This is a genomic window from Rhizobium sp. NZLR8 (assembly GCF_019685025.1).
GTDB lineage: Bacteria > Pseudomonadota > Alphaproteobacteria > Rhizobiales > Rhizobiaceae > Rhizobium.
Genome location: NZ_JABDVY010000007.1, coordinates 242,813 through 269,239 on the forward strand (window position 1 = coordinate 242,813; position 26,427 = coordinate 269,239).

Below are 26,427 nucleotides of genomic sequence, written 5' to 3' on the forward strand. Positions count from 1 at the left end.
GCGAGCGTCCTTCCCGCTCAACGCGCATAGGTGAAGGCGGCGACGTAGCGCATGCCCTTCACCTTCTGCCCCAAGCCGGCCGATGCCAGCGGCACCACGATCTCGTTTGGGCTGTCGCGCATGTCTTCCACGGCGGAGTCGATGTGAAGCTGATAGCCGGCATCGAACAGCGTATCGGCAAGATCGACCGTGACCTTGAGTGAACGGCCGGCACCAACGCTGGCACCCGTGATGCCTTTGATCTCGGCGGTATCGCCACCGGTGGCGCGGGACCAGCCGGTGAGATGCTCGTAATACCTGCTCTTGCCGCCCGCCATCCAAAGGCTGCCGACATATTTGCCCTGCGCATCGGTGACGTAATAAGCAAGGTAGGCACCATCGCCGCCGTAGTTGCGCATGCTGGTGGTGAAGGTCACCTCACGCGCCATGGCAAGGCCAGGAACGGTAAGAGCCGTGGTGACTGCAAGCATGGCGATAACGGATTTCATTCTCATCGATATTCTCCTTGGCTGATTTGACGGTTCAGTTCGTCTGGACCCGCGGCTTGGAACCAGGCGTGAATAGGCCGTTGCTGGGCGGGGTGGTGTTCTGCTGCTGCACGGTGCCGCCTAGACCGCAGGCATCGTCATCCCAGTTTTCGCAGTCATCGGCGGCGTGACGGCCGGTGTCGTCGTGACGGAGGTGATGCTCCTCCTTGTGTTCATCGTCCTCGCTTTCTTGATAGCCGGCTGGTACGGCCCCGGCGGCGGCACTCTTCTGTGTGGGGGACGGCCTGGCCAGACTGCCGAGGGGAGCGAGAAAGCCGATGCCGGCGCAAGCGGCCAGAAAAAATTTGCGGTACGTCATAAGTGACCTCCAGTTGGCTATCTTTATGGGGATTGGGAGCGATGCTCAGCGATCTTCGCGGCGTCTATCGAGTTGGATGACTTCAAGCGTCACCGGATCGATTTTCGCTTCGAAGCGACGGCCGTCCCTGTCGGTGCCCCGGATTTCGTAACAACCGTCATCGATCTTGATGCGCTTCAACGTCCAACCCCGTTGCCCGGCCATGGCGCGAACCGCCGCATGCGTCTTCCAATTGCTGATCGGAACGTCGCAGTCGTCTCTTGCCTGAGCGGATGTCACGGCGATGACGGCGAGCGCCAAGATGGGCAAGGTGCCGTTTTTCATTCTTGTTTCCTCTCATTTCGGTCTGATCAATTGCGTTCCAAGCTGACCGGCATCTGACAAACCGCGCGACATTGCTTCAGCTTCCCGTAAGCTGGCCGGTGGACTAGGAGACGAAAGAGAGAGGGAGGGTTGCGATGCGGGTTCTGCTGATCGAGGACGATACGGCGCTGGGCGCGGCCATTCGCGACCAGATCGCTGCCGACGGTCACTCCGTCGATTGGGTCAATCGCCTCGACCAGGCGGGCGATGCGATCGTTGCTGCTGCCTACGATCTGGTGCTGCTCGATCTGATGCTGCCCGATGGGCTTGGCATTCCCTTTCTGAAGGCGTTGCGTGGGCGCGGCGACGTGACGCCGGTCATGATCCTGACAGCGCTCGACCAGGTCTCTGACCGCATTGCCGGATTGAACGCTGGCGCCGATGATTACATGGTGAAGCCCTTTGATCTTGCTGAGCTTTCGGCGCGGATCGGGTCGGTGGCGCGCCGTTATGCCGGCAATCCCAATCCCAACATCACGCTTGGCCCGCTCGCCATCGATCTCGCCGCCAGAAGCATCACGCTGAATGGCAAGGCCGTGGTTCTAACGGCGCGAGAATGGGTCCTGTTTGAGGCCTTCCTGCAACGTCCGGGCCAGCTTCTTTCGAAGGCGCAGCTCGAAGAGCGGCTCTATTCCTTCGATAGGGAAATCGACAGCAACGCCATCGAGGTCCATGTCAGCCGGTTGCGCAAGAAGCTCGGTACTCATGTGATCGAGACCGAGCGCGGGCTCGGCTATCGTCTGGGACGGCCATGAGGATCGGCGCTTCGCTCCAGACGCGCCTGGCGCTCGCCCTCGGGCTTTCAGTGACTCTGCTATGGCTTGTGGCGGCAGCGGTGACCGCGCACCGCCTTGGCGGGCAGATGGAAGAGGTGTTCGATGATGGCCTGAAGGCAACAGCGCAGCGCATTTTGCCGATTGCCCGGCACGACCTGCGAGAAGGCCATCAAGGCCGCGATGCGACCGATTACGACGACAATGGTGAGGACGACGACGGCGATGGACGCATCGACCGAGAGGCTCGCTACGGCGAAGATGTAAGCTTCATCGTGCGTGACCAAAACGGGCAGGTTCTGCTCGGTTCGAAGGGGGCGGATGCCTCGAGCTTCCCACCGTCCACGAAACGCGGCTTTCTTCGAACCGCAACGCACCAGCTCTATTACGATACGAGCTTCGACGGGAACCTGACGATTGCCGTCGCCGAACCGCTTGACCATCGCACGGAATTGTCACGCAAGATGCTGTTGGGCCTCGTGCTGCCGCTGATCGTGGTGATCCCCCTCAGCCTGCTCGCGATATACCTCGCGGTGCGCCGCTCCTTACGGCCGGTGCGCGCGCTTAGGCACGAGCTGGCCAATCGCGGCGCGCAGGATTTGTCGCCCGTCACCGACAGTGGCCTGCCGACCGAACTTCTCCCGATTTCGGCAGGTGTCAACCAGCTTCTCGACCGCCTGACGGCAGCGTTCCACGCCGAGCGCGCCTTTGCGGCCAATGCCGCGCACGAGCTTCGTACGCCGGTGGCCGGCGCAATCGCGCAGGCGCAACGCATTCGCTCCGAAACCAAGGAAAAGCTGACGAGCCAGCGGGCGACGGAGATCGAAACGACGCTGAAGCGGTTGATGCGCATATCTGAGAAGCTGATGCAGCTTGCTCGCGCTGAAGGCGGACGTCTACAAAGTGACCAGCCGTCCGATCTCAGAACCGTCCTGCAGATGGTCCTTCAGGATTTTGCCCGGGCCGGAGAGGGGCGCGTCTTGCTGGCACTGCCGACGGCGCCGGTGCGTTCGATGCTGGATCCGGACGCAGTCGGCATTCTCTGCCGCAACCTGATTGAAAACGCGCTGAAACACGGGGCGCAAGATGGAAAGGTTGAGGTTTCACTTCAGCTTGGCGGCCTGCTGAGTGTTGCCAATGACGGCCCGATACTGCCCCCAGACGCTGTAGACAGGCTGATGCGGCGCTTTGAGCGCGGGAACATTGAGATCGGGGGAAGCGGTGTCGGGCTTGCTATCGTCACGGCCATCGCCGATCGCATTGGAGCCGATGTGACGATTGTGTCTCCGCGACCCGAGAGGAACGAAGGTGTGCAGGTTGAAATAAAGCTACCCGTGTGGTCGCCGAGGCTGAGTGTTTAGCGGGTGGCCGCCGAGGTGCCAATCGCGAAGCCGGCGCTGTCCAACCATCTGTATGCCATGCCGATCGGGGAGATGACGGCGCATCGTCGTTGTCCAGCCGCCGAGATTAAGTCTAGGAAGTCACTCCGTTCTGCTTCTTTTTCGACTGACCCCCGCGGCGATGAACACGCGCGAAAGCCCGTGATAGACCGGTTCGCGCGTCAGAATGCGCGACGTTATGTAGCCGATCATCGAAACGGCCATGATCGGGATGACGGCCTGGTGGTCGCCGATCATTTCAAGGATGATGACGAAGGCGGTCGTCAGCGCCTGCACGACGCCAGCGAAATAGCCTGCCATGGCGAGGATGGCCGCTAACGCGATGCTGGTGCCGAGCAGCGATCCGACCGTGCTGCCGAAACCGGCGCCAACCGCAAGCGATGGTGCAAAGATGCCGCCCGGATGCCTGGATCATCGACAGGAAACTGGCGGCGACGTGCGGCAACCAGATCGAGGCGGCCGATCTTCTCGGTCTCAACCGCAACACCTTGCGCAAGAAGATCAGGGAACTTGGCGTCTCGGTCTACAGGAGTTCCCGCACCGCCTGAGTGTGTTCGGGGGCGCGATAAAAGAAGGCGGCGGGCCCTCATGTTTGCCCACCGCCCACCCCTCCCGGCGTCCGCCGCCACGGTCGGGAGGAGAGCTGAGCCTATCCGAGCCAGGTCGCGGTTTGTATCCAAGCAGACAAACAAAATTGCGGTGTCATTCAACAGTCACATAAGCATTTGTGAGGGGTGATTTGACGCCAGGCGAATGTCATTGAAGTTGCTGCGGTCGTCGTCGCAATGCCTGTGGATAAGCTGTGGATATCCGGTGGACGACACGATCAATCAGCGGGCTATAATGTCGCAGATTTCTATCGCATGTTGCCTATCCGTTCCGAATCTCATCATCTGCCATTGCTGCTGTCGACCTCCGCCGCAAACGTTGTCGATCGCATGCCACGGGCGCTCCGACTAATGTCGTGGAGCGCCCTTTTTCTTTACGGTCGGGGCTGATGGGAACTGCGACATTGTGTTTTGGTCAACTTCGCGGGCTGAGCCTCGCATCTCGTTGAGCATGCCATAGATTACACGAATCGGTCGTCGATCAATCGGGCGACGCCGTCCCCGGTGACAGGCCGGCACATATTCATAATTTACGGGAGTTGCATGATGGAATATCGACGTTTGGGAAAGTCAGGCCTGAAAGTGAGCGAGTTCTCCTTCGGTTCATGGGTGACGTTCGGCAAGCAGGTCAATGGAGGCGACGCCGTCGACCTCATGAAGCTTGCCTATGACAACGGGGTGAACTTCTTCGACAATGCCGAAGGATACGAAAGCGGCAAGTCCGAAATCGTCATGGGCGAGGCGCTCAAATCGCTTGGCTGGAGCCGCGACAGCTTCGTCGTCTCGAGCAAGGTCTTCTGGGGCGGCCAGAAGCCGACGCAGCGCGGCCTGTCGCGCAAGCATGTGACCGATGCCTGTCACGCCGCATTGAAGAGGCTTCAGGTCGACTACCTCGACCTCTATTTCTGCCATCGCCCGGATATCGATACGCCGGTCGAGGAAACGGTGCGGGCGATGCACGATCTCGTTGCCCAGGGCAAGGTGCTCTACTGGGGGACGTCGGAATGGTCCGCGCAGCAATTGACGGAAGCCTACGCCGTGGCTCGCGACTTGCGCATCACGCCGCCGACAATGGAGCAGCCGCAATACAACATCTTCGAACGTCAGAAGGTCGAGTCCGACTATCTGCCGCTCTATGACCTCATCGGCCTCGGCACCACGATCTGGTCGCCGCTCGCCTCGGGCGTCCTGACCGGCAAATACAATAATGGTGTGCCAGCCGACAGCCGCATGAACCTGCCGGGATACGAATGGCTGAAGGAAAAGTGGTCCAGCGATGCTGGCCGCGCTCAGCTCAAACAAGTTGGTGAGCTTGCAAAGCTCGCGGACGAGATCGGCCTGTCGATCACGCATCTCGCTTTGTTGTGGTGCCTCGCCAATCGCAACGTCTCCACCGTCATTCTCGGCGCCTCGCGCGCCAGCCAGTTGCAGGACAATCTCGCGGCGCTTTCGCACAGGCACAAGGTGACGCCTGACGTGCTGGACCGGATCGACACGATTGTTGGAAACAAACCGGAAGAACCACGTCGTTTCTAAAGAGCATGTGGGCCGAGGCCCTGCGCGGCTTGACAATGTGACGGACGGCGTTGCATTTTCGCCACAATGCGTTGCTTAAAGGTCACGCAAGGGTTTTGGACTTCGCTCCCGATCGAGTCGTTGCAGCGCTGGCTTTCTTGAGCCGGCGTTCTTTGGTTTCGATCGGCTGGCGAGGGCGGCGGGTGCCGCCTGAAGAGAGGCCGAATGACGCAGGATGGGGTATCGCCGGCGGCGGCGGGCGAGGCGGTGACCACGGTGACCGATCGCCGCGCCCTTTTTGCCGTGCCCGGCCTTGTGCTTGCCGGCGGCGCGCTTCTCTGCGCCACGGCGACACTTTTCGTGCTGCTCGGCCTCACCCCGATCGCCCCGAGTTCGCACGTCGTCATCACCTCGGTGATCGTCAATTCCTTCTTTGTCCTGACGCTGCTGGCGCTGATCGCCCGTGAGGTGGCAAGGCTGCTCAAGGCCCGCACCCGAGGGCGGGCGGCTGCTCGCCTGCATATCCGCATCGTCGTGCTCTTCTCGATCGTCGCGATCACGCCGGCAATCCTCGTCGCCATCTTCGCCAGCATCACCCTGAATGCCGGTCTCGACCGCTGGTTTGCGTTGCGCACCCAGTCGATCGTCAGTTCGTCGCGCAATATCGGCCAGGCCTACATGATGGAAAACGCCAGCTACCTGCAGGGGCAGACGGTTTCCATGGCCAACGACCTGGAGCGCAACCGCGCGCTCTACAGCCTCGACCGGACAGGTTTTGCCGACCTGATGACGCGCCAGGCGAGGGGCCGCGGCCTGCTCGGCTCCTTCCTCGTCGAGCGCGACGGTTCGGTGATCGTCCAGGCCGACATCGCCACCGAAAAGCCGTTGCCGGCGATCCCGCAGGACGCGCTTGAGAAGGCCGCGGCCGGCCAGCCGACACTGATTCCGCCCGGCGTCACCAACCTTGTCGGCGCCATCATCAAGCTCGATGCCATCCAGGGCACCTTCCTCTATACGGTGCGCGCCGTCGATCCCAAGGTCATGGGCGCCATGCGCATGATGGAGGAGAACGCCACCGAATATCGCTCGATGGAAGCCAACCGCTTCTCGCTGCAAATCGCCTTCGCCGTGCTCTATATCGGCTTCGCGCTGATCGTGCTGCTCGCGGCGATCTGGACCGCGATCGCCGTTGCCGACCGCATCGTCCGGCCGATCCGGCTGTTGATCACCGCTGCCGACAGCGTGGCATCGGGCAATATGGATATTGTCGTGCCGGTGCATGCCGTCGACGGCGACGTCGCCAATCTGTCGCGCACCTTCAACAAGATGATCTCGGAAATCCGCACTCAGCGCGACGAGATCCTCGAAGCCAAGGACGAGGTCGACGATCGCCGCCGCTTTATCGAAGCGGTGCTGTCGGGCGTCACTGCCGCCGTCATCGGCGTCGAGCAGGATCGCCGCATCGCCATCGTCAACAGTTCGGTCGAAACGCTGATGTCGCTGTCGGCCGATGAGATGCTCGGCAAGCAGCTGGTCGACATCGCGCCGGAGGTCGATCACGTGCTGACCGAGGCGGCTTCGCGTCATCGGGGCGATTTCCGCAAGCAGATCGCGCTCGTGCGCGGCGGCACGGTCAGGACGCTGAGCGTGCAGGTCACCCGCGAGGAAGTGCGCGATCAGAGCGAATCCTATGTGATCACGCTCGACGACATCACCGACTTGGTCATCGCCCAGCGCTCGACCGCCTGGGGCGACGTCGCAAGACGCATCGCCCATGAGATCAAGAACCCGCTGACGCCGATCCAGCTTTCCGCCGAGCGCATCCAGCGCCGTTACGGCAAGCAGATCGACCCGGGCGACCGGGCCGTCTTCGACCAGTGCACCGATACGATCATCCGCCAGGTCGGCGATATCGGCCGCATGGTCGACGAATTCTCTGCCTTCGCCCGCATGCCGAAGCCGACCAAGGAGCCGAGCGACCTGCGCGATATCTTGCGCGACGCGATCTTCCTGCGCGAGATGGGCAATCATCACGTCAGTTTTGCCCAGGATTTCGGTGAGCAGCCGCTGGAGGGCCTGTTCGACAGCCGCATGCTCGGCCAGGCTTTCGGCAATCTGATCAAGAATGCCGTCGAAGCGATCGAGGCCGTTCCGAGCGACGAACGCGACGAACGCAAGATACTCGTCCGAGCCGCCCTCGACACCGGCCGCGACCGCTTCACCGTCGATGTCATCGACAATGGCCGCGGCCTGCCGGTGGAGAACCGCCACAGCATTCTGGAACCCTATATGACGATGCGTGAGAAGGGCACTGGACTCGGTCTCGCCATCGTCAAGAAGATCATCGAGGAACATGGCGGGCAGCTTGAGCTGCATGATGCGCCCGCCGATTTTGACCGGGGAAGAGGGGCCATGATCCGCGTGCATCTGCCACGTCGGGATCCGACGCCCGCCTCTCCCGCAGCCAATGACAAGGAAAGCGTTTATGGCCTCTGATATTCTTGTCGTCGACGACGAGCACGATATTCGCGAGATCGTTTCCGGCATTCTCTCCGACGAGGGACACGAAACGCGCACGGCCCATGACAGCGACAGCGCGCTGGCGGCGATTTCCGACCGGGTGCCGCGGCTGATCTTCCTCGATATCTGGATGCAGGGCAGCAAGCTCGACGGTCTGTCGCTGCTCGACGAGATCAAGACCCGCCATCCGGAATTGCCGGTGGTAATGATCTCCGGCCATGGCAACATCGAGACCGCCGTCTCGGCGATCAAGCGCGGCGCCTTCGATTTCATCGAGAAGCCTTTCAAGGCCGACCGGCTGATTCTGATCGCCGAACGGGCGCTTGAGAATTCCAAGCTGAAGCGCGAGGTCTCCGAGCTGAAGCGCCGCACCGGCGACGCATTGGAGCTGATCGGCACCTCGGTTGCCGTTTCGCAGCTGCGTCAGACCATCGAGAAGGTCTCACCGACCAACAGCCGCATCATGATCCTCGGCGCATCCGGCTCCGGCAAGGAGCTGGTGGCGCGGATGATCCACAAGAAGTCGGCACGCGCCAACGGCCCCTTTGTGGCGATCAATGCTGCCAACATCACGCCCGACCGCATGGAAGTGGCGCTGTTCGGCACCGAGGGCACGCCCGGTCAGGCCCGCAAGATCGGCGCGCTCGAGGAAGCCCATCGCGGCATCCTCTATCTCGACGAAGTCGGCGAGATGCCGCGCGAGACCCAGAACAAGATCCTGCGCGTGCTGGTCGACCAGCAGTTCGAGCGGGTAGGCGGTTCCAAGCGCGTCAAGGTCGATGTCCGCATCATCTCCTCGACCGCCTATAATCTCGAGAGCCGTATCGCTGAGGGATGGTTCCGCGAGGATCTTTATCATCGCCTCGCCGTCGTGCCGGTGCGAGTGCCGGCCCTGGCCGAGCGGCGCGAAGACATTCCTTTCCTCGTCGACCAGCTGATGCGGCAGATTTCCGAGCAGGCCGGCATTCGTCCGCGCCGCATCGGCGACGACGCCATGGCCGTGCTGCAGGCGCATGATTGGCCGGGCAATATCCGCCAGCTGCGCAACAATATCGAGCGCCTGATGATCCTTGCCCGCACCGACGGGCCGGATGCGCCGATCACCGCCGACATGCTGCCGACCGATCTCGGCGACATGCTGCCGAAGGTCTCCGCCAAGAACGACTATCACATCATGACGCTGCCGCTGCGCGAAGCCCGCGAGATGTTCGAGAAGGATTATCTGATCGCCCAGATCAACCGCTTCGGCGGCAATATCTCGCGCACCGCGGAATTCGTCGGCATGGAGCGTTCGGCGCTGCACCGCAAGCTGAAGTCGCTCGGCGTCTGATTTGCATTCGGCGCGGCCGACGCCGCGCCGTGCCCCTTGTATTGCTTCCCGGAAGACCAGGTTTCCCATGCCGAGAATTGCCTATGTGAATGGCCGTTACGTCAAGCATTCCGATGCCAGCGTGCATATCGAGGATCGCGGTTATCAGTTCGCCGACGGCGTCTATGAGGTCTGCGAGGTGCGCCATGGCTACATCGTCGATCTCACCCGCCATCTGAACCGTCTCGACCGTTCGCTCGGTGAGCTGCGCATCGCCTGGCCGATGAGCCGGGCGGCACTGACGCAGGTCATTCGCGAGACGCTGCGCCGCAACCATGTCTGCAACGGGCTTTTCTACATGCAGGTGACGCGCGGAGTGGCGCGCCGTGATCATGTCTTCCCGGTCGAGGGAACGACGCCCTCGCTTGTTATCACCGCCAAGAGCACCGATCCCAAAATCATCGCCGCCAAGAATGCCAATGGCATCAGGGCGATCACCCTTGTCGACAATCGCTGGGACCGCGTCGACATCAAATCCGTCGGTCTGCTGCCGAACGCGATGGCCCGCCAGCAGGCCAAGGAGGCCGGCGCCCAGGAAGCGATCTATGTCGACGGCGACAGGATGGTCAAGGAAGGGGCGGCGACCAATGTCTGGATCGTCGATTCCGAGGGAATGCTGGTGACGCGGCCGGCCGAACACGGCATCCTGCGCGGCATTACCCGCACCACCTTGATGGACGTCGCAGCCAAGCTCGGGTTGCAGATCACCGAGCGAAACTTCTCGGTTTCCGAGATGCTCGCAGCCCGCGAGGTCTTCCTCACCGCAGCCACAAGTATTTGTTTTCCGGTCGTTTCCGTCGATGGCCAGACGATCGCCAACGGTCATCCGGGCAGCGTCTCGCAGAAAGTCCGCGAAGCCTTTTTCGACGTTGCGGAAAAGATTGCGATTTGATACCAAGATTTGCTGGACGGGTGAATGAGGCGCCGGTCTTGCGGGTGAGGTTGATTGATATTCTACCGGCCGGATCAGGTCGGCAATAAAGAAAGAAGCGGCGCGATGGCGGAACGTTCTCAGAATCTGCAGGACTTATTTCTCAATACTGTTCGCAAACAAAAGATTTCCCTGACAATCTTTTTGATCAACGGCGTGAAACTCACGGGCGTTGTTACGTCTTTCGACAATTTCTGTGTTCTTCTTCGCCGTGACGGCCATTCGCAGCTCGTGTATAAGCATGCGATCTCGACGATCATGCCGGGCCAGCCCATGCAGATGTTCGAGAGCGAAGAAGCAGCGTCCTAACAGGATCAGCCGTCATTTCGACACGCGATACCAAGAACGATTCGATCATCCCTGAGGCCGCCAAGCACAGGGACGACATGCGCGCGACTGTCGTCGTGCCGGTTCTGAAATCGCGTAGCCGCGGCGGCCAGAGCGAATCGGCCTCGACCCGCACGCCGGAAAGCCGGCTCGAAGAGGCGACGGGGCTTGCCCAGGCGATCGACCTCGATGTCGTCAGCGGCTCGGTCGTCCCGGTCAATGATCCGCGACCGGCCACATTGCTCGGCACCGGCAAGATCGAGGAGATCAAGGCGCTGCTCAATGAGCGGGATTCCGGTCTCGTCATCGTCGATCATCCGCTGACGCCGGTGCAGCAGCGCAATCTCGAAAAGGAATGGAACGCCAAGGTCATCGACCGGACGGGCCTCATCCTCGAAATCTTCGGCCGCCGCGCCTCCACCAAGGAAGGCACGCTGCAGGTCGATCTCGCCCACCTGAATTACCAGAAGGGCAGGCTGGTTCGAAGCTGGACCCACCTTGAACGTCAGCGCGGCGGCGGCGGCTTCATGGGCGGCCCGGGCGAAACCCAGATTGAAGCCGACCGGCGGATGCTGCAGGACCGCATCATCAAGCTCGAACGCGAACTGGAGCAGGTCGTACGCACTCGCCAGCTCCACCGCGCCAAGCGCCGCAAGGTGCCGCACCCGATCGTGGCGCTGGTCGGCTATACCAATGCCGGCAAGTCGACGCTGTTCAACCGCATCACCGGCGCCGGCGTGCTGGCCGAAGACATGCTCTTTGCCACGCTCGATCCCACGCTTCGGCGCATGAAGCTGCCGCACGGCCGCACCGTCATCCTGTCCGACACCGTCGGCTTCATCTCCGACCTGCCGACCCATCTGGTCGCCGCCTTTCGGGCGACGCTCGAAGAAGTGCTGGAAGCCGATCTCATCCTGCATGTCCGCGACATGTCCGATGCCGACAACCAGGCCCAGAGCTCCGACGTCATGCGCATCCTTGGTGATCTCGGCATCGACGAGGCCGAAGCCGAGAAGCGGCTGATCGAGGTCTGGAACAAGATCGACCGCCTGGAGCCCGAGGTGCACGACACCATGGTGCAGAAATCGGCCGGCGCCAGCAACGTCGTCGCGGTCTCGGCCGTCAGCGGCGAGGGCGTCGACACGCTGATGGATGAGATCAGCCGCAGGCTCTCCGGCGTGATGACCGAAGCGACCATCCGCCTTCCGGTCGACAAGCTAGCGCTGTTGCCCTGGCTCTACGACCACGCGATCGTCGATGCCCGCGAGGACAATGAGGACGGCTCGATCACGCTCGACCTGCGCCTCTCCGAAACCGAAGCCACCGAACTCGAACGCCGCATCGGCAATGGCGCGAAGTCTTCGAAGGAAGATTGGGAGCGGTGAGTCACTCCCTTCTCCCCAGCGGGGAGAAGGTAGCCCGAAGGGTCGGATGAGGGGGCCGCACGGTACACCCTTCATGCTGCCCTTCGCTTGCGCTCAGCGCACTCGCTCCTGGCGTCGCTCACCCCCTCATCTGCCTGCCGGCATCTTCTTCCCGCTGGGGAGAAGGGAGATGTGGCAACGCTCTGCTCACTCAGCCTGACCGCCTTGAGCCGAGCATGACGGAGAGTGGGGTTGGCTTCTTGCCAAACTTAGGCCGATCTACCCAGCCACGAGCGCTCTTTCAATCGCCTTGGCCGCTTGCCAGATCTCCTCCATTCGCTCGAGACTGGCCGCTTCCAGTGTCTCGCCTCCTTTATCAAGAACATTCTCTATATGGCTGAACCTACGCCGAAATTTCGTGTTCGTCCCGCGCAGCGCCTGTTCCGGATCGGTCTTCACATGCCGGCCGATATTGACAACCGCGAAGATCAGGTCGCCGAGTTCGTCACTGACCTTCGCGCGATCGCCTTCGCTTAATGCTACCCGCAATTCGCCGATCTCCTCTTCGATCTTGTCGAGGATCGGTTCCGGCGCCGACCAGTCGAAACCGACTTTCGCGGCGCGTTCCTGCAGCTTCAACGCTTCGGTCAAAGCGGGAAAACTGCGCTGCACCGAGCCGAGAAAGCCGCCGTTGAAATCCTCGGTGATCCCCCGCCTGGACCGGCGCTCTGTACGCTCGCGTTTTTCCGCCTGCTTGATCTCGTCCCACTGTTTCTTCACCGCATCCGACGTATCGGCGGCCGAGCGGGCAAAGACATGTGGGTGGCGGCGGATCATCTTGGTGGTGATGGCGTTGACCACGTCGCCGAACGAGAATTCGCCGGCCTCCTCGGCCATGCGGGCATGGAAGACCACCTGCAGCAGCAGGTCGCCCAACTCGTCGCAAAGATCGTCCATATCGCCGCGCTCGATCGCATCGGAGACCTCATAGGCCTCCTCGATCGTATAGGGCTTGATCGTCTCGAAGCTCTGCTCGATGTCCCAGGGGCAGCCGGTTTCGGGATGGCGCAGCGCCGCCATGATCTCGATAAGCCGTAAAATCTCTGTGGAAGGTTCCATGGTGCCTCGGTTCAGCGGCCTCAGTTGAGCGGTATGTCGTTGGCGCTCTTCGACGACTGGTAGGTGGTGGAAAGCGCGTCGTAGCGCGCCTTGATGCGGGCGGTCTGGGACTGCAGCGCGGTCTTCAGCTGAGCCTCTTCGGTCGCGACGAGATCGGCGATGGCAAAGCTGTTCCAGAAGGCGTTCTGCCTGCGATAGCCGCCGGGTTCAAGCCCGAAGACCTCCTTCAGGATCTTCAGGTCGTGCGGAATGGCGAAGGCATCGCGGGAATCTTCGTGGCTGAAAAAATAATAGAAATTGTCGAAGCCCGCCCAGGTGATCGCCGACATGCACATGGTGCAGGGTTCGTGCGTCGACAGGAAGATCAAATCCTTGGTCGCCGGCTTGTCGCCAAGCTCGTAGAAGCGCTTCAGCGTATGCACTTCGCCGTGCCAGAGCGGATTGTCGAGCTCGTTGTTGGTCTCGGCGACGACGAGCGAAAGATCGGATTTGCGCAGGATCGCCGCGCCGAACACCTTATTCCCCAGTGAAACGCCGCGCTCGGTCAGCGGCAGGATATCGTCTTCGACAACGGAAAGCAGGCGGGCGGCGATGGTTTTGTCGGGCATTGATCTCTCCGGTTTTCCCTCAGTCTATCGCCTCGGCGGCGCAAGTGAAATGCGCGAAACGCCGGTGGACGTCTTTTGTCACAGGCTTTACAATGCGCTGCAGCAAATGCGCTCACTTGTGCTGTTTTGGTCAGCATGGGTGACTTTTCTCAAATCGCTAATGAGACGAGCAAAAGAATACCCGCTTGCTGGGGCTTTCGAATTTCTGTTCCTTCAATCCCTTGTCGATCAAGGGCATAGTCTGGCAACTTCGAAGTGGATTGATGATGTCTCCCAAGACTGAGCAGCTTTCGGTATTTCCAGCCTTCTTTCGCGTGGAAGGCCAGAAGACGGCTGTCTTCGGCAATGGCGACGAAGCGTTCGCCAAGGTGCGGCTGCTCTTGAACACACGGGCGCGGATCGTTGCCTATGCCGATCGGCCGCAAGCCGATTATCACGCCTTCCTGATCGCCAACCGTATCGAGACCGTGCGCACCGGCTTTTCCGCCGAGCAGGTCGAGGGATCGGCGCTGGTCTTCGCCGCCACCGGCAATGAGGCTGACGACCGCCGGATTGTCGATGCCGCCCGCACTGTCAGAATTCCGGCCAATGCCGTCGATCAGCCCGATTACTGCGATTTCTTCACGCCGGCGCTGGTCAATCGCGCCCCCGTCGCCGTTGCGATCGGCACCGAAGGGGCGGGGCCGGTTCTGGCGCAAATGATCCGTGCGCAGATCGATCAGCTTCTCTCCCCCTCGCTCGGCCGGCTTGCCGGCCTGGCGACGAGCTACCGCAAGGCCGTTGACCAGCTCGTTCCGCGTGGCGTCACCCGCCGCGTCTTCTGGCGCCGCTTTTTCTCCGGCGCCGTGGCCGATGCGATCGCCAACGGCAACCTGCCGCAGGCCCGCCACGCCGCCGACCGGCTGTTGGGCTCGATGGACAAAGTCGCCGGCCATGTCTGGCTGGTCGGTGCCGGTCCCGGTGCCGAGGATCTTCTGACGCTACGCGCCCAGCGCGTAATGATGGAAGCCGACGTCATCGTCTATGACGCGCTCGTGCCGCAGGCGATCGTCGATATGGGCCGCCGCGACGCCGAGCGGCTTTCCGTCGGCAAGCGCAAGGGCTGCCATTCGAAATCGCAGGAAGAGATCAACGACCTGCTGGTCGACCTCGGTCGCCAGGGCAAGCGTGTCGTCCGCCTGAAATCCGGCGATCCGCTGGTCTATGGCCGGGCAGGCGAAGAGATGGCGGCAATGCGCGCTGCCGGCGTCACCTATGAGGTGGTGCCCGGCATCACCTCGGCTTTCGCCGCCGCCGCCGATTTCGAGCTGCCGCTGACGCTGCGCGGCGTTGCCTCCTCGCTGGTCTTCACCACCGGCCATGATTTGACCGGCGACGTGCTGCCCGATTGGGCAAGCCTTGCCGTCTCCGGCGCGACGATCGCCGTCTATATGGGCCGCACGGTTGCCGCCTCCGTTGCCGAGCGGCTGATGCAGGCCGGCATTCCCGCCGAGACCACCGTCGCCGTCATCGAGAATGCCAGCCGCACTGAGCGCCGCCTGCTGCATGGCACGCTCGCCGATCTGCCCGACCTGCAGCACCGCGACGAGCTGACCGGTCCGGTCATGGTCATTATCGGCGATGCGGTCGCCGGCGCCAATTTCGAACTGTCCGAGCCGCTGGTGCGTGCGAACGCCCGGCTCGAGGAACTTGCAAGGAGCTAAACATGGTAGACAAGGTTCTGACGGCCAACCGGCTGACGGACGGCATTGCCGTCTGGCTGGATGCGAAGGGCGCGTGGTCCACCTCGCTGCAGGAGGCGCTAGTCGCCCGCCATAACGAAGCCGTTGAAGCGCTGGAAGCCATCGGCAAGAAATCCTATGCCGATAACGAAGTCGTTGACGTCGCCGTCGTCGAAGTCCAGGACACCAACGGCAGTCTCTGGCCGCTTCGCCTTCGCGAGCGCATCCGCGCCCAGGGTCCGACCATGGAATATGCCCCGGGCTACGCTCCGGCCGATCCCGAATTCATTGCAGTCTGAGGAAGACGATGTACCGTTACGACGAATTTGACCATGCCTTTGTCAGCGAGCGCGTCGAGCAGTTTCGCGACCAGGTTCAGCGCCGCCTTTCCGGCGAACTTGCCGAGGATGCGTTCAAGCCGCTGCGCCTGATGAACGGCGTCTACCTGCAGCTCCACGCCTATATGCTGCGCATCGCCATTCCTTATGGCACGCTGAGCGCCCGCCAGCTGCGCATGCTCGCCCATATTGCCCGCACCTATGACCGCGGCTATGGCCATTTCACCACGCGCCAGAACCTGCAGTTCAACTGGCCGAAGCTGTCGGAAATCCCCGATGCGCTCGCCGATCTCGCAAGCGTCGAGATGCATGCCCTGCAGACCTCGGGCAACTGCATCAGAAACGTGACGGCCGATCACTTTGCCGGTGCCGCCGCCGATGAGATCGCCGATCCGCGTCCCTATGCCGAAATCCTGCGCCAGTGGTCGTCGGTCCATCCGGAATTCTCCTTCCTGCCGCGCAAGTTCAAGATCGCCGTCACCGGCGCCGACCGCGACCGCGCCGCGATCCAGGTCCACGATATCGGCCTGCATCTGAAGAAGAACGACAAGGGCGAGATCGGTTTTGCCGTCTATGTCGGCGGTGGCCAGGGCCGCACGCCGATGATCGCCAAGCTGATCCGCGACTTCCTGCCCGAAGAGGACCTACTCTCCTACACCACGGCAATCGTTCGCGTGTACAATCTGCACGGCCGCCGCGACAACAAGTACAAGGCCCGCATCAAGATCCTCGTGCACGAAACCGGCGCCGAGGAACTGGCGCGCCAGGTGGAAGTGGAATTCGCCGCGCTGAAGGATAGCGAGCTGAAGCTGCCGGAAAAGGACGTCGAGGCGATCGCCAGCTATTTCGCACTGCCGGCTTTGTCCGAGCGCGCCGAAGGCTGGGAAAACCTCGCCCGCTGGAAGAAGGCCGATCCGGATTTCGCCCGCTGGGTGCAGCAGAACGTGCAGCCGCACAAGAACCCCGATTACGGCATGGTGACGATCTCGCTGAAGCCGATCGGCGGCATTCCGGGGGATGCTACCGACGCGCAGATGGATGCGATCGCCGATCTCGCCGAAGAATATGCCTTCGACGAAATCCGTGTCAGCCATGAGCAGAACCTCATCCTGCCGCATGTTGCACTTGCCGATCTGGAAGCCGTCTATCGCGGCCTCGTCGCCATCAATCTGGCCGAAGCCAATGCCGGCCTGATCACCGATATCATTGCCTGTCCGGGGCTGGACTATTGCGCGCTCGCCAATGCGCGCTCCATTCCGCTGGCGCAGGAAATCTCCCGCCGTTTCGGCAATGCCGAACGCCAGGCCGAGATCGGCGAGCTGAAGATCAAGATCTCCGGCTGCATCAATGCCTGCGGCCACCACCATGTTGGCCATATCGGCCTGCTTGGTGTCGAGAAGAAGGGCGCCGAACTCTACCAGATCACCCTCGGCGGTTCCGGCGACGAACATACCTCGATCGGCGAGATCATCGGCCGCGGTTTTGAGCCCGACCGGGTGACGGACGCGATCGAGACGATCGTCGACACCTATCTCGGCCTGCGCCTCGATCCATCGGAGATCTTCCTTGCCACCTATCGCCGCGTCGGGCCGCAGCCTTTCAAGGCTGCGCTCTACGGCTCAACCGCCGAAGCGGCATAAGGAGGCGATGATGACGAAGATCTGGAGAGAAACCGGTTTTGTCGAAAACGATCCCTGGGTGATCGAGACCGACGAGGCGAAGGCGACCGGCGAGCAGAAGCCGCTGCTCAGCCTCGACGAGCTGATCGCCAAGGCCGACGTAAGCAACGATGTCGGCCTCGGGGTGCTGATCAAGCCGGCCGACGATGTGCGCCGGCTGGAGCCCTATCTCTATCGCCTCGAAATCGTTGCCGTCGCCTTTCCGGCGTTCAACGACGGGCGGGCCTTCAGCCATGCCTCGCTGCTGCGCCAGCGCCTCGGCTACACCAACGAGCTGCGCGCCGTCGGCGACGTGCTGATCGACCAGGTGCCGCTGATGCTGCGCGTCGGTATCGACAGCTTTTCCGTCAGCAACGCCACGGCGCTGAAGCGGCTTTCCGAAAACCGTCTTCCCGCCATTCCCCATCATTATCAGCCGGCGGTGCGTGACGCCGAAGCCGGCAAGGGCTATAGTTGGCGCCGTCAGGCGAAGCCGGCCGCATAAGCGACCGATCCGCCTTTTTACGATGAGCGGAACGGTAGCATGAAGACATTCGAAGTGGCGGTGATCGGTGGCGGTCTCGCCGGCATGATCGCCGCAATCGCGCTTGGTCGCGGTGGCCGTAGTGTGGCGCTGGTGGCGCCCGTCGCGGCAAAAGAGGACCGGCGCACCACAGCGCTGATGGATCAGTCGATCCGCTTCTTCGACCGGCTGGCGCTCTGGGAAAAGCTGCGCCCGGCAGCCACGCCTCTCACCAGCATGCGCATCGTCGACGGCACTGACCGGCTGCTGCGCGCGCCGACGACCACCTTCCGCGCCGCTGAGGTCGGCCTCGATGCCTTCGGCTATAATTTCCCCAACAAGGCGCTGATCGACGTCCTCGAAAATGCCGTCGCCGACGAGGGCAATATCACCGGCTTCACCGATATGGCCGAATCGATCGCGATCTCCGCCGAGACCGTGTCGATCACGCTTGCGGGCGGCGAGATGCTTTCAGCCGATTTTGCCGTCGGCGCCGACGGCCGCGGCTCGAAGCTGCGCGAGACGGCAGATATCGGCGTGCGCAACTGGTCCTATCCGCAGTCGGCGATGGTGCTGAATTTCGCCCATTCGCTGCCGCACCAGAACATCTCGACCGAATTCCATACCAAACATGGCCCCTTCACCCAAGTGCCGCTGCCCCAAGGTCGCTCCAGCCTCGTCTGGGTACAGGACCCCGCTGAAGCAGCAAAGCGCCTGGAATTGCCGCTTGCCGAACTCGGCGCCCTTGTCGAGGCGCGCATGCAGTCCATGCTCGGCAAGGTCGATGTGGAGGAGGGCGTCCAGGTCTGGCCGCTGTCCGGCATGATCGCCCATCGTTTCGGCAAGGGGCGCATCGCGCTGATCGGCGAGGCCGCCCATGTCTTCCCGCCGATCGGGGCGCAGGGGCTGAACCTCAGCCTGCGCGATATCATGGCGCTGACCGAGATCCTCTGCGACAGGGCGGAATTGCCGGTGCCGGCCGATGCCGGCGAAAGCTTCGACCGCAAGCGCCGCGCCGATATCATGACGCGCACGGCCAGTGTCGATCTTCTCAACCGCTCGCTGCTTTCGGATTTCCTGCCGGTGCAGATGCTGCGGGCTGCGGGCCTGCATATCCTCTCGGCGATTCCGCCGCTGCGCAATATCATCATGCGCGAAGGCATCGAGCCCGGCCGCGGCTTGCGCGATATTCCGGGTGCTCTACGGGAAAAGCTGAAGCGGAAGAAGGCCTGAGCGGATCACGATCAGCCAGAGCGAAACGCTGACCACCGAAAGCACCGTTGTGATCAGGATCGTCGCCGAGGCGCGCTCCTGCCACACACTATATTGCTGGCCGATGACGAAGACGTTGGTCGCCGTCGGCAGCGAGGCGAGCAGCACGGCTGCCTGGATCCACACCGGCTCGAACCCACCGACCGCTGTCAGTGCCAGGAAAACCGCGACCGGGTGCAGGATCAGCTTCGCCGGCACGATGTAGCCGATCTCAGCCGGGATCCGCTTCAGCGAAGAAAAACGGAAATGCTCTAGGCGCATGTCGGCTCAAAAAAGCACGCCGATCAATCCACATTTGTTGGCCCATGGTCCAACTATACTTCATCAACCCATACACCGAAGATGCCGCCGACGGGAGAGCTACAGAAGCAACAATCCCGCGATTACGAAGTGTGACCTTAGCAATCGGCATCGCGCCGGCGGAGATGAGCAAATGGCACAACAGGATAACTTCGGAATTAGCAGAGCTGATTTTCTAAAAGGGATGGCGACGACGGGCCTGACGGTGGGTCTCGTCGGGCGCTCGTCAGCAGCATCCGCGCAGGATGCCCCACCTGTTTCGCCGAGCGGAAGCGCCGCAAAACCGGCCACCAAGGCGACGACCGAATATAACGCGCTTTATCGCAACGGCCTTCCATTCGATGATGTGGAGGATTTCAAGGACGCCCATCGCGGGCTTTTGGCGGCACTGCCGGACCCGGCGATCATCAACAATGCCGAAGGCGTTCCCGTCTGGGACCTCAGCACCTATTCGTTCCTCGGCACATCCGATCAGGACGATGCGCCCGATACGGTCAATCCGAGCCTCTGGCGCATGGCCAAGCTCAACATGATTCACGGCCTGTTCGAAGTCGTTGACGGCGTCTATCAGGCGCGGGGTTATGACCTTTCGGTGATGAGCATCATCCGCACCGATACCGGCTATATCGTTATCGACCCGCTCGTCAGTTCGGAAACGGCCTCGGCCGTCTGGAAACAACTGGTCATCCCGAAGCTTGGCGACAAGCCGATTGTCGCGGTCATCTACACGCATAGCCATGTGGACCATTATGGTGGTGTGCGTGGGCTGGTGAACCAGGCCGATATCGATGCCGGCAAGGTCAAAATCCTGGCGCCGGAGGATTTCACCGAAGCGGCCGTCGGCGAAAACATCATTGCCGGCAACGCCATGAGCCGGCGCGCAAGTTATATGTACGGCAACCTACTGCCGCGCGGTGCGACCGGCCAGGTCGATGGCGGCCTTGGCAAATCCACCTCTTCAGGCGAAATCGGACTGGCATTGCCGACCGATTGGGCGACGGAAACGGGGCAGAAGATCAACATCGATGGCGTTGAGCTGCAGGTGCTGATGGCGCCGAATTCCGAGGCGCCGTCGGAATTCATGTTCTACATTCCCCGCTACAAGGCATTCTGCGCCGCGGAAGACGCCTGCCATACGCTGCACAATCTCTACACGCTGCGCGGCGCAAAGGTTCGCGACGGGCTCCTCTGGTCGAAATATCTGCAGCAGGCGCTAGACATGTTCGGCGGCGAGACGGAAGTGCTTTTCACCTCGCATCACTGGCCGACCTGGGGCAATGACAAGGTTGTGGCTCATATCGAAAAGCAGCGCGACTTGTTCCGCTTCATCCATGACCAGGTGATGCGCATGGCAAACAGCGGCATGACCCCGAAGGAGATCGGCGAAGTCATTCGCCTGCCGCAGGAGCTGGCGACCACGTGGGCCTGCAGAAGCTATTACGGCACGGTCTATCATGACGCTGTGGCGCAATATAACCTTCGCCTCGGCTTCTTCGACGGCGTTCCGGCCACGCTTCACCAATTGCCGCCGACCGATGCCGGCGCCCGCTATGTCAACTTCATGGGCGGTGCTGACAATGTGCTGCGGCAAGCGAAGGAATCCTTCGACCAGGGCGACTATCGTTGGGTTGCCGAAGTGGTCAATCACGTCGTCTTTGCCGATGCCAACAACATCGCCGCAAAACAGCTCCTCGCCGATACCTACGAGCAGCTCGGCTATCAGGCCGAATCCGGCCCGTGGCGCAACTTCTATCTGACGGGGGCACGCGAGCTTCGCCAAGGCGTTACAGAACTGCCGACGCCGAACACGGCAAGCCCGGATACGATCAAGGCCATGCCGATCGAGATGTTCTTCGACTTCCTCGGAGTGCGGCTGAACGGCGACCGCGCTGCCGGCAAGACCATCAACATCAACATGGAACTGACCGACACGAACCAGAAATATGCGGTCGGCGTTGCCAACGCCGCCATCCACTATTCCAAGGACAAGACGCTTTCGGACGCCGATGTGTCGATCGTCACCACCCGCGAGGCGTTGAACGACGTGATGCTCGGTACTTCGACGATGGAAAAGCAGGTTGTGGAGGGCAAGGCCAAGCTAACTGGCGATCCGAAGAAGCTGGCAGAATTCGTCGGCCTGCTCGACAACTTCGAATTCTGGTTCAACATCGTCACAGCGTGACGGGGGGCTAAGGCATGTGCACCATATGCTCGCTGACCATCGAGTTCTCCGTCGAGCATCCACTTGCACTTGCGGTGGCTGTAGCAACCCGGCAGGCGATCGACGAGGATCTCCTGCCGGAGCCTCCCATCGGCGAAGTCGACATGGGTCAGTCCCGTCACGCGGCGGTCGTGCTTTTGACGACCCTGCAGCAGCGGCTTGAACAGGATCTTTCGAGTTCAAAGCTGGCGGCTCTTCCAAACTTCTTCGTCCTGATGATCGAAAGCAGGACGTGGGGCTACTTCCTTCCAACGCCTAGCGGTTTCGACGTTCGGGCCGATCCGCCGGCCCCCCGTGTCGAACCTGACGTGGATGGGATGAGAGACTGCATCGTCATTGTCTCCCAGGAGGGCGCTGCAGCCCTGACCAACGGGCAGCTTACATTTCTGCACTCAGAACAGACCGGCGTCCTGGTGGTCGATGGACCGGATCTATCTGTCGGCAATGTGCGATCGGCCTTTTCGGCAGCTTATCCGGTCGGACGGTTCAGCGAGTTCGTCTGCGCCGAGGTCGCATGAAACTCATTGGCGGCACAGAGCGCCACCAATCACAGTTCAGATGTCGGATCAACAGGCAGCGGAAGGCGAAAGGAAGCCCATGCATCGTTCGATCAAACATTTCCTTGGGATGCTGGCAGCGTCTGTTTTCACTCCGGGGGCTTATGCCGCGGATCTGCTGCCCGTAACGGCGCCGCAGCCCGTTCCCCGAGATCCCGGCCAATGGACGTTTTCGTTTTCGCCCTACTTCTGGGCGGCGGGACTGGACGGCGAGACGCAAGTCTTCGGGCTTCCCACCGTCGATATCCACCAGGACTTCGGCGACATCCTGTCGGACCTCGACTTTGCGTTCATGGCGGCGGGCGATGCCAGATATGACCGGTACAGCATTTTCACCGATCTCAGCTACGTCCGCGTGACGACCAGTTCGGCTTCGCCGCGCGGCGTCGTCGCAGACGAAGTCAGGCTGAAATCGGAGACGTTCACCGCAATGCTGGGTGGTGCCTACACGGTCTACGAGGATCAGAATGCGCGGCTGGACGTTCTCGCGGGTGCTCGCTTCTGGCACGTCGAAACGCGTGTCGGCCTGAGCGGCGGGCTGATCGGCAGCCTGTCGAAGACCGATTCCGCAAACTGGGTCGACGCCATCGTCGGCATCAAGGGTAGCTACTCCTTCACCGACAAGATCTACGCGACCGGCTGGGGAATGATCGGTGCGGGTGGGGCGGACCTCGACTGGGACGTTCTCGCGGGCCTTGGCTACAAGTTCAATGACACCGTTTCCGCCGTGGCCGGCTGTCGCGCGCAGGGCGTGGACTACAGCAGCGATGGGTTTTCCTACGACGTCATCCAGCATGGACCGATCATCGGGATGACCGTGAGATTCTGACGTTGGAGTACCTCGCCAAAAAAACTATCCAATCCGATCGCGTCGCTGATAACTACGACTCCGGCTATGGCCCCGACGAGGGCGAGAGAGCCATGGTCAACATCCAGCCTGTCGTTCCGATCGATCTCAACGATGACTGGAAAGCGGCCGACGTCTACCGGACTGATCGGGGGCGTCGGCCCCGCGCTGCTGCCCTGATCAACGCTAACCAAGGTTCGATCCATGCGCCACATCTCCCGAGTGCTTATCTTGGTTGCCTCGATCCTTCTCGGCGTTCATCCGTTAGTCTTCGCCGCCGAAAGCGCCGCATTGACGATGGCTGCAATCCTCCCGAAGCCGCATACCGGCGATCTCGACGCGATGACGAAGCTGCGGCTGATCCGTATTCTCGTTCCCTACAGCAAGACGATTTATTTCCTCGACAAAGGCCGCCAGTTCGGAACGGCCGTCGAGTTTGGTACCGCGCTCGAGACAGCACTAAACGAGGGAAAGAAGAAAGAGATCGAGCGCATGCGGATCGCCTTCATTCCGACGCCGCGCGACCGGCTGATCCCTGCTCTCAACGAAGGGCTGGGCGATATCATCATGGCGAACATGACGATCACGCCCAAGCGACTGGAGCAGGTCGATTTCAGTGCACCGATCTACGAGCACGCAAGCGAAGTTTTAGTTACGGGACCGTCAGCCCCAGCAATCGCAAGTCTCGACGACTTATCCGGCAAGGAGATCTCCGTCCGGGAGACCAGCAGCTACGACGAGCATCTTCTTGCTCTGAACGAGCGCATGAAGGCGGAGGGCCGGCCCAAAGTCCAAATGAAGGTCATCGACGAAAACCTCGAGGACGAGGACCTCATGGAGATGGTCAATGCGGGACTACTGCCCTGGACGATCGTCGACCAATACAAGGCCGACATTTGGACGAAGGTGTTCACCGATCTCAAGGTGCGTTCGGATATCGCGATCTCGACCGACGGTCATATCGCTTGGGCGATCCGCAAGGACAGCCCGCAACTGAAGGCAGTGCTCGACAAGTTTGCTGGCGAGCACGAGGTCGGCACAACATTCGGCAACATGCTGCGCAACAAGTATTTCAAGAGCGACAAGATCCTCAAGCAGGCCTATTCCCCCGAGGATGTCGCGCGCTTCAAGACGCTCGTCGACATATTCCGGGTCCATGCTGGGGAATACTCGTTCGACTACCTCATGCTGATGGCACAGGGCTATCAGGAATCGCAGCTCGACCAGAAGCGACGTAGCCCGCGCGGCGCTGTCGGGGTTATGCAACTGCTTCCGGCAACCGCCGCAGGAAAGGAGGTCGGCATCACAGGCATTGCCAAGAGCGAGGATCGGAACGTCGAAGCGGCCGCGAAATATCTGCGCCACCTTATCGACGTCTACATCGACGATCCGGGCATCTCGCCGCGCGATCGCCAGCTCATGGCGTTTGCGGCCTATAATGCCGGACCGGGCAACCTCAGGAAATTTCGCAAGAAGGCCGCCGAGCTCGGCCTCAGCTCGGATGTATGGTTCGGAAACGTCGAGAATGGTGCTGCTGCGATCGTTGGCCGGGAAACGGTGCAGTATGTCGGCAACATCTTCAAATACTACATCGCCTACAGCCTCCTGGAGGAAGAGACATCCGGCCGCAAGACGTCAGCAAAGACCGCACCGCAATCGCAAAACTGACGTCTAGGTCGGATCGTCCAGATGACAAGATTGCAAACTGCACCACCGCTCAATTCCGGCGCGCGAGAGGTTGCCCGCCCGTGGGAACCTCCGTATTTTAGTACGCTTGAATATTGACTCCACGTTGCATCGCGGATGCGACAAGTTTCAGGTGGTCGCAAGCGGTGGGTTCGAATCGTGCAAAGAGCGTGAAATATCAGGCGATAGGTCTGGCCTGCGCCCTTTTCCTTGCTGTTTCGCTTACTGCATTCGTCGCGAAACAGGCGGTCGCGCAAGTCGGCCCGCATCCCGTCAGCCGAGTCCTGCTTATCTACGAAAACGAAAGCACTCTGACAGCCGCTGTTGAGGTGGCGCAGGGCCTTCGTGCAAGCATGTCAAAGGCCATGCCGGCCGATATAGAAATCTACAGCGAGTACCTCGACACCGTACGTTTCCCTTCCCCCGCCAACGTCGCCCGCCTTACGGATTATTTGACTTCGAAATACCAGGGAATGACGTTCGATGTCATCCTGACGATTGGACCGGGAGCGTTGAAATTCGCGCTTGATCATCGCACCGCAATCGGAGGCGGCGCGCCGATCGTGTTTGGAGCCGTGACTGACAATTCGATCCGCAACAATAATTTACCCGCCGATGTGAAAGGCGTCGTCAGCCACTTTGATGTGGGCAAGACGATCGGCCTTGCCCTCACGTTGCAGCCCGATACAAAGCAGATCGTCGTCGTCACCGGCTCGTCGGCCTTCGACAAAAGTTGGCAAGTCTCTGCGCGTGCTACCCTGCGCGACGCCTATTCGGGTGTTCCAGTGACTTATCTTTCGAACTTGCCGATCGAAGGTTTCATGGATGCTGCGCGCAATGCAGCGGACCAGACGATCTTTCTCGTCCTGACGATTTTTGAGGACGCCGACGGCAGAAAATTCATTCCACGCGATGCTGCGGGGAAGATTGCTGCCGTCGCTCGGGTGCCGGTCTATTCGGTCTACAGTTCATATTTCGGCGCCGGGGCCACGGCTGGCTACGTGGGGACTTTCCAGGCGGTCGGGGAGCAGATGGGCTCACTTGCGGCAAGGGTGCTTAAAGGCGATCTCAATGCATCGCAGACGAGCTTCGTCGGGGATGGCCCGCTGGTGGACTGGCTGCAGGTCCGTCATTTCGGTATCGACCCGGAGCGCATTCCGCGGAATGCTGAAATCGTGAACTTTCAGCCGTCCGTCTGGGAACGATACCGCCCCCAGATATTAGCCATTCTCGCTGTCATTGTTCTACAAACCGCTACGATTGTGGCGCTGTTCTTCGAGCGCCGACGCAAGGTCCGGCTTCAGGCGGAGCTTAACCTCGAACGCCTTGAACTAGCCTACATCTCGCGAACGGCCCAGCTCGGGGAACTGTCCGGCGCGCTTGCGCACGAACTGAACCAACCTTTGACGTCCATTCTTGCTAATGCAGAGTCAGGGCGAAGACTTCTCGATAGTGATCCCTTGGACAGTGGCGAACTGCGGGAGATCCTCGGCGGTTCATCGCGGCCGTATGATGGAGAAAATGGGCGTCCGTAATGTTGCCGATCTCGTGCGCCTTGGAG

The 26,427-nt window shown here is 61.3% G+C and carries 24 protein-coding genes and 4 pseudogenes; 21 read left to right on the forward strand and 7 right to left on the reverse strand.

Annotated features, from left to right (window positions below):
* Window positions 1-17: 17 nt before the first annotated feature.
* The 3 genes from HJB89_RS18060 to HJB89_RS18070 are packed head-to-tail and all read right to left on the reverse strand — an operon-like array spanning window position 18 to window position 1,170.
* Complete coding sequence (locus HJB89_RS18060; RefSeq protein ID WP_221117295.1) at window positions 18-488, reverse strand: DUF2271 domain-containing protein; 471 nt, start codon at window positions 486-488, stop codon at window positions 18-20.
* 34 nt (window positions 489-522) lie between these two features.
* Window positions 523-846: a hypothetical protein gene (locus HJB89_RS18065; RefSeq protein WP_207584118.1), complete on the reverse strand. Its 324-nt coding sequence runs from the start codon at window positions 844-846 to the stop codon at window positions 523-525.
* A 45-nt stretch (window positions 847-891) separates the two neighbouring features.
* Window positions 892-1,170 (reverse strand): PepSY domain-containing protein, encoded by a 279-nt coding sequence (locus tag HJB89_RS18070; protein ID WP_207584119.1) that lies wholly within the window; start codon window positions 1,168-1,170, stop codon window positions 892-894.
* A gap of 134 nt (window positions 1,171-1,304) precedes the next feature.
* On the opposite strand from HJB89_RS18070, the gene HJB89_RS18075 reads away from it, so the two are divergent.
* A complete protein-coding gene (locus HJB89_RS18075; RefSeq protein WP_168294757.1) occupies window positions 1,305-1,964 on the forward strand; it encodes a response regulator transcription factor in 660 nt (219 codons plus the stop codon).
* On the forward strand, window positions 1,961-3,343 hold the full coding sequence (locus tag HJB89_RS18080; protein ID WP_221150303.1) for a HAMP domain-containing sensor histidine kinase: 1,383 nt from the start codon (window positions 1,961-1,963) through the stop codon (window positions 3,341-3,343). Before HJB89_RS18075 ends, HJB89_RS18080 begins: the two co-directional genes overlap by 4 nt.
* Before the next feature lie 120 nt (window positions 3,344-3,463).
* Here HJB89_RS18080 and HJB89_RS18085 read toward each other — a convergent pair.
* Window positions 3,464-3,818 (reverse strand): annotated as a pseudogene (locus HJB89_RS18085) (chloride channel protein); the annotation flags it as partial.
* Between HJB89_RS18085 and HJB89_RS18090 the strand changes: the two are divergent.
* The 7 genes and pseudogenes from HJB89_RS18090 to hflX form a co-directional block, all read left to right on the forward strand.
* Window positions 3,808-3,930, forward strand: a pseudogene (locus HJB89_RS18090) (helix-turn-helix domain-containing protein); the annotation flags it as partial. The pseudogenes HJB89_RS18085 and HJB89_RS18090 sit on opposite strands and share 11 nt — an antisense overlap.
* A 606-nt stretch (window positions 3,931-4,536) precedes the next feature.
* Entirely contained in the window at window positions 4,537-5,526 is a 990-nt protein-coding gene (locus HJB89_RS18095; RefSeq protein WP_221150305.1) for an aldo/keto reductase, read from the forward strand.
* Between the two features lie 204 nt (window positions 5,527-5,730).
* Complete coding sequence (locus HJB89_RS18100; RefSeq protein WP_207584124.1) at window positions 5,731-8,001, forward strand: PAS domain-containing sensor histidine kinase; 2,271 nt, start codon at window positions 5,731-5,733, stop codon at window positions 7,999-8,001.
* Window positions 7,991-9,355, forward strand: coding sequence for a sigma-54 dependent transcriptional regulator (locus HJB89_RS18105; protein WP_207584125.1), 1,365 nt, complete (start codon window positions 7,991-7,993; stop codon window positions 9,353-9,355). Before HJB89_RS18100 ends, HJB89_RS18105 begins: the two co-directional genes overlap by 11 nt.
* 67 nt (window positions 9,356-9,422) lie before the next feature.
* Entirely contained in the window at window positions 9,423-10,286 is an 864-nt protein-coding gene (locus HJB89_RS18110; protein ID WP_221150307.1) for a D-amino-acid transaminase, read from the forward strand.
* 105 nt (window positions 10,287-10,391) lie between these two features.
* Window positions 10,392-10,634: an RNA chaperone Hfq gene (gene hfq, locus HJB89_RS18115; protein WP_003539403.1), complete on the forward strand. Its 243-nt coding sequence runs from the start codon at window positions 10,392-10,394 to the stop codon at window positions 10,632-10,634.
* Window positions 10,635-10,711: 77 nt separating this feature from the next.
* Entirely contained in the window at window positions 10,712-12,037 is a 1,326-nt protein-coding gene (hflX, locus tag HJB89_RS18120; RefSeq protein ID WP_207584127.1) for a GTPase HflX, read from the forward strand.
* 258 nt (window positions 12,038-12,295) lie between these two features.
* On the opposite strand, the gene mazG is transcribed toward hflX, so the two are convergent.
* Entirely contained in the window at window positions 12,296-13,135 is an 840-nt protein-coding gene (mazG, locus tag HJB89_RS18125) for a nucleoside triphosphate pyrophosphohydrolase (RefSeq protein ID WP_221150308.1), read from the reverse strand.
* 20 nt (window positions 13,136-13,155) lie between these two features.
* Window positions 13,156-13,743, reverse strand: a complete 588-nt coding sequence (locus tag HJB89_RS18130; RefSeq protein ID WP_207584129.1) for a deaminase — start codon at window positions 13,741-13,743, stop codon at window positions 13,156-13,158.
* Here HJB89_RS18130 and HJB89_RS18135 point away from each other — a divergent pair.
* From HJB89_RS18135 to HJB89_RS18160, 6 genes are read left to right on the forward strand one after another with little or no spacing between them, the layout of a single operon-like run.
* Window positions 13,727-14,026 (forward strand): hypothetical protein, encoded by a 300-nt coding sequence (locus tag HJB89_RS18135; protein WP_207584130.1) that lies wholly within the window; start codon window positions 13,727-13,729, stop codon window positions 14,024-14,026. The two genes, HJB89_RS18130 and HJB89_RS18135, sit on opposite strands and share 17 nt — an antisense overlap.
* The gene (gene cysG, locus HJB89_RS18140) at window positions 14,010-15,446 is read left to right on the forward strand and encodes a siroheme synthase CysG (RefSeq protein WP_207584131.1); all 1,437 of its coding nucleotides are present in this window, start codon (window positions 14,010-14,012) and stop codon (window positions 15,444-15,446) included. Before HJB89_RS18135 ends, cysG begins: the two co-directional genes overlap by 17 nt.
* 2 nt (window positions 15,447-15,448) lie before the next feature.
* Complete coding sequence (locus HJB89_RS18145; RefSeq protein ID WP_207584132.1) at window positions 15,449-15,763, forward strand: DUF2849 domain-containing protein; 315 nt, start codon at window positions 15,449-15,451, stop codon at window positions 15,761-15,763.
* An 8-nt stretch (window positions 15,764-15,771) separates the two neighbouring features.
* Window positions 15,772-17,442 (forward strand): nitrite/sulfite reductase, encoded by a 1,671-nt coding sequence (locus HJB89_RS18150; protein ID WP_207584133.1) that lies wholly within the window; start codon window positions 15,772-15,774, stop codon window positions 17,440-17,442.
* Window positions 17,443-17,452: 10 nt separating this feature from the next.
* Window positions 17,453-17,965 (forward strand): DUF934 domain-containing protein, encoded by a 513-nt coding sequence (locus tag HJB89_RS18155; protein ID WP_207584134.1) that lies wholly within the window; start codon window positions 17,453-17,455, stop codon window positions 17,963-17,965.
* A gap of 39 nt (window positions 17,966-18,004) precedes the next feature.
* A complete protein-coding gene (locus HJB89_RS18160) occupies window positions 18,005-19,216 on the forward strand; it encodes a UbiH/UbiF family hydroxylase (protein ID WP_221150309.1) in 1,212 nt (403 codons plus the stop codon).
* On the opposite strand, the pseudogene HJB89_RS18165 reads toward HJB89_RS18160, so the two are convergent.
* A pseudogene (locus HJB89_RS18165) lies at window positions 19,184-19,486 on the reverse strand (AEC family transporter); the annotation flags it as partial. The gene HJB89_RS18160 and the pseudogene HJB89_RS18165 overlap by 33 nt on opposite strands.
* A 202-nt stretch (window positions 19,487-19,688) precedes the next feature.
* Here HJB89_RS18165 and HJB89_RS18170 point away from each other — a divergent pair.
* The 6 genes and pseudogenes from HJB89_RS18170 to HJB89_RS18190 all read left to right on the forward strand — a co-directional run bounded on the left by HJB89_RS18170 (window position 19,689) and on the right by HJB89_RS18190 (window position 26,401).
* Window positions 19,689-21,737, forward strand: coding sequence for an alkyl/aryl-sulfatase (locus HJB89_RS18170; protein WP_259671488.1), 2,049 nt, complete (start codon window positions 19,689-19,691; stop codon window positions 21,735-21,737).
* 14 nt (window positions 21,738-21,751) lie between these two features.
* The gene (locus HJB89_RS18175; protein ID WP_221150310.1) at window positions 21,752-22,294 is read left to right on the forward strand and encodes a hypothetical protein; all 543 of its coding nucleotides are present in this window, start codon (window positions 21,752-21,754) and stop codon (window positions 22,292-22,294) included.
* Window positions 22,295-22,403: 109 nt separating this feature from the next.
* Window positions 22,404-23,162 carry a hypothetical protein gene (locus HJB89_RS18180; RefSeq protein ID WP_259672073.1) on the forward strand — a complete coding sequence of 253 codons (759 nt, stop codon included), beginning with the start codon at window positions 22,404-22,406 and terminating at the stop codon, window positions 23,160-23,162.
* A gap of 18 nt (window positions 23,163-23,180) precedes the next feature.
* Window positions 23,181-23,302 (forward strand): annotated as a pseudogene (locus HJB89_RS33270) (transporter); the annotation flags it as partial.
* Between the two features lie 82 nt (window positions 23,303-23,384).
* Window positions 23,385-24,848 (forward strand): lytic transglycosylase F, encoded by a 1,464-nt coding sequence (locus HJB89_RS18185; RefSeq protein WP_221150312.1) that lies wholly within the window; start codon window positions 23,385-23,387, stop codon window positions 24,846-24,848.
* 164 nt (window positions 24,849-25,012) lie between these two features.
* Entirely contained in the window at window positions 25,013-26,401 is a 1,389-nt protein-coding gene (locus HJB89_RS18190; protein WP_221150314.1) for an ABC transporter substrate binding protein, read from the forward strand.
* Window positions 26,402-26,427: the final 26 nt, after the last annotated feature.

What these genes read in the sequence shown, in the direction of transcription:
- HJB89_RS18180 (WP_259672073.1), top strand. Translation starts at nt 22,404, where the DNA reads ATGCTGGCAGCGTCTGTTTTCACTCCGGGGGCTTATGCCGCGGATCTG.
- HJB89_RS18110 (WP_221150307.1), top strand. Translation starts at nt 9,423, where the DNA reads ATGCCGAGAATTGCCTATGTGAATGGCCGTTACGTCAAGCATTCCGAT.
- HJB89_RS18145 (WP_207584132.1), top strand. Translation starts at nt 15,449, where the DNA reads ATGGTAGACAAGGTTCTGACGGCCAACCGGCTGACGGACGGCATTGCC.
- HJB89_RS18135 (WP_207584130.1), top strand. Translation starts at nt 13,727, where the DNA reads ATGGTTTTGTCGGGCATTGATCTCTCCGGTTTTCCCTCAGTCTATCGC.
- HJB89_RS18095 (WP_221150305.1), top strand. Translation starts at nt 4,537, where the DNA reads ATGGAATATCGACGTTTGGGAAAGTCAGGCCTGAAAGTGAGCGAGTTC.
- HJB89_RS18155 (WP_207584134.1), top strand. Translation starts at nt 17,453, where the DNA reads ATGACGAAGATCTGGAGAGAAACCGGTTTTGTCGAAAACGATCCCTGG.
- hfq (WP_003539403.1), top strand. Translation starts at nt 10,392, where the DNA reads ATGGCGGAACGTTCTCAGAATCTGCAGGACTTATTTCTCAATACTGTT.
- HJB89_RS18185 (WP_221150312.1), top strand. Translation starts at nt 23,385, where the DNA reads ATGCGCCACATCTCCCGAGTGCTTATCTTGGTTGCCTCGATCCTTCTC.
- cysG (WP_207584131.1), top strand. Translation starts at nt 14,010, where the DNA reads ATGTCTCCCAAGACTGAGCAGCTTTCGGTATTTCCAGCCTTCTTTCGC.
- hflX (WP_207584127.1), top strand. Translation starts at nt 10,712, where the DNA reads ATGCGCGCGACTGTCGTCGTGCCGGTTCTGAAATCGCGTAGCCGCGGC.
- HJB89_RS18150 (WP_207584133.1), top strand. Translation starts at nt 15,772, where the DNA reads ATGTACCGTTACGACGAATTTGACCATGCCTTTGTCAGCGAGCGCGTC.
- HJB89_RS18105 (WP_207584125.1), top strand. Translation starts at nt 7,991, where the DNA reads ATGGCCTCTGATATTCTTGTCGTCGACGACGAGCACGATATTCGCGAG.
- HJB89_RS18160 (WP_221150309.1), top strand. Translation starts at nt 18,005, where the DNA reads ATGAAGACATTCGAAGTGGCGGTGATCGGTGGCGGTCTCGCCGGCATG.
- HJB89_RS18080 (WP_221150303.1), top strand. Translation starts at nt 1,961, where the DNA reads ATGAGGATCGGCGCTTCGCTCCAGACGCGCCTGGCGCTCGCCCTCGGG.
- HJB89_RS18170 (WP_259671488.1), top strand. Translation starts at nt 19,689, where the DNA reads ATGGCACAACAGGATAACTTCGGAATTAGCAGAGCTGATTTTCTAAAA.
- HJB89_RS18100 (WP_207584124.1), top strand. Translation starts at nt 5,731, where the DNA reads ATGACGCAGGATGGGGTATCGCCGGCGGCGGCGGGCGAGGCGGTGACC.
- HJB89_RS18130 (WP_207584129.1), bottom strand. Translation starts at nt 13,743, where the DNA reads ATGCCCGACAAAACCATCGCCGCCCGCCTGCTTTCCGTTGTCGAAGAC.
- mazG (WP_221150308.1), bottom strand. Translation starts at nt 13,135, where the DNA reads ATGGAACCTTCCACAGAGATTTTACGGCTTATCGAGATCATGGCGGCG.
- HJB89_RS18070 (WP_207584119.1), bottom strand. Translation starts at nt 1,170, where the DNA reads ATGAAAAACGGCACCTTGCCCATCTTGGCGCTCGCCGTCATCGCCGTG.
- HJB89_RS18075 (WP_168294757.1), top strand. Translation starts at nt 1,305, where the DNA reads ATGCGGGTTCTGCTGATCGAGGACGATACGGCGCTGGGCGCGGCCATT.
- HJB89_RS18065 (WP_207584118.1), bottom strand. Translation starts at nt 846, where the DNA reads ATGACGTACCGCAAATTTTTTCTGGCCGCTTGCGCCGGCATCGGCTTT.
- HJB89_RS18060 (WP_221117295.1), bottom strand. Translation starts at nt 488, where the DNA reads ATGAAATCCGTTATCGCCATGCTTGCAGTCACCACGGCTCTTACCGTT.
- HJB89_RS18175 (WP_221150310.1), top strand. Translation starts at nt 21,752, where the DNA reads ATGTGCACCATATGCTCGCTGACCATCGAGTTCTCCGTCGAGCATCCA.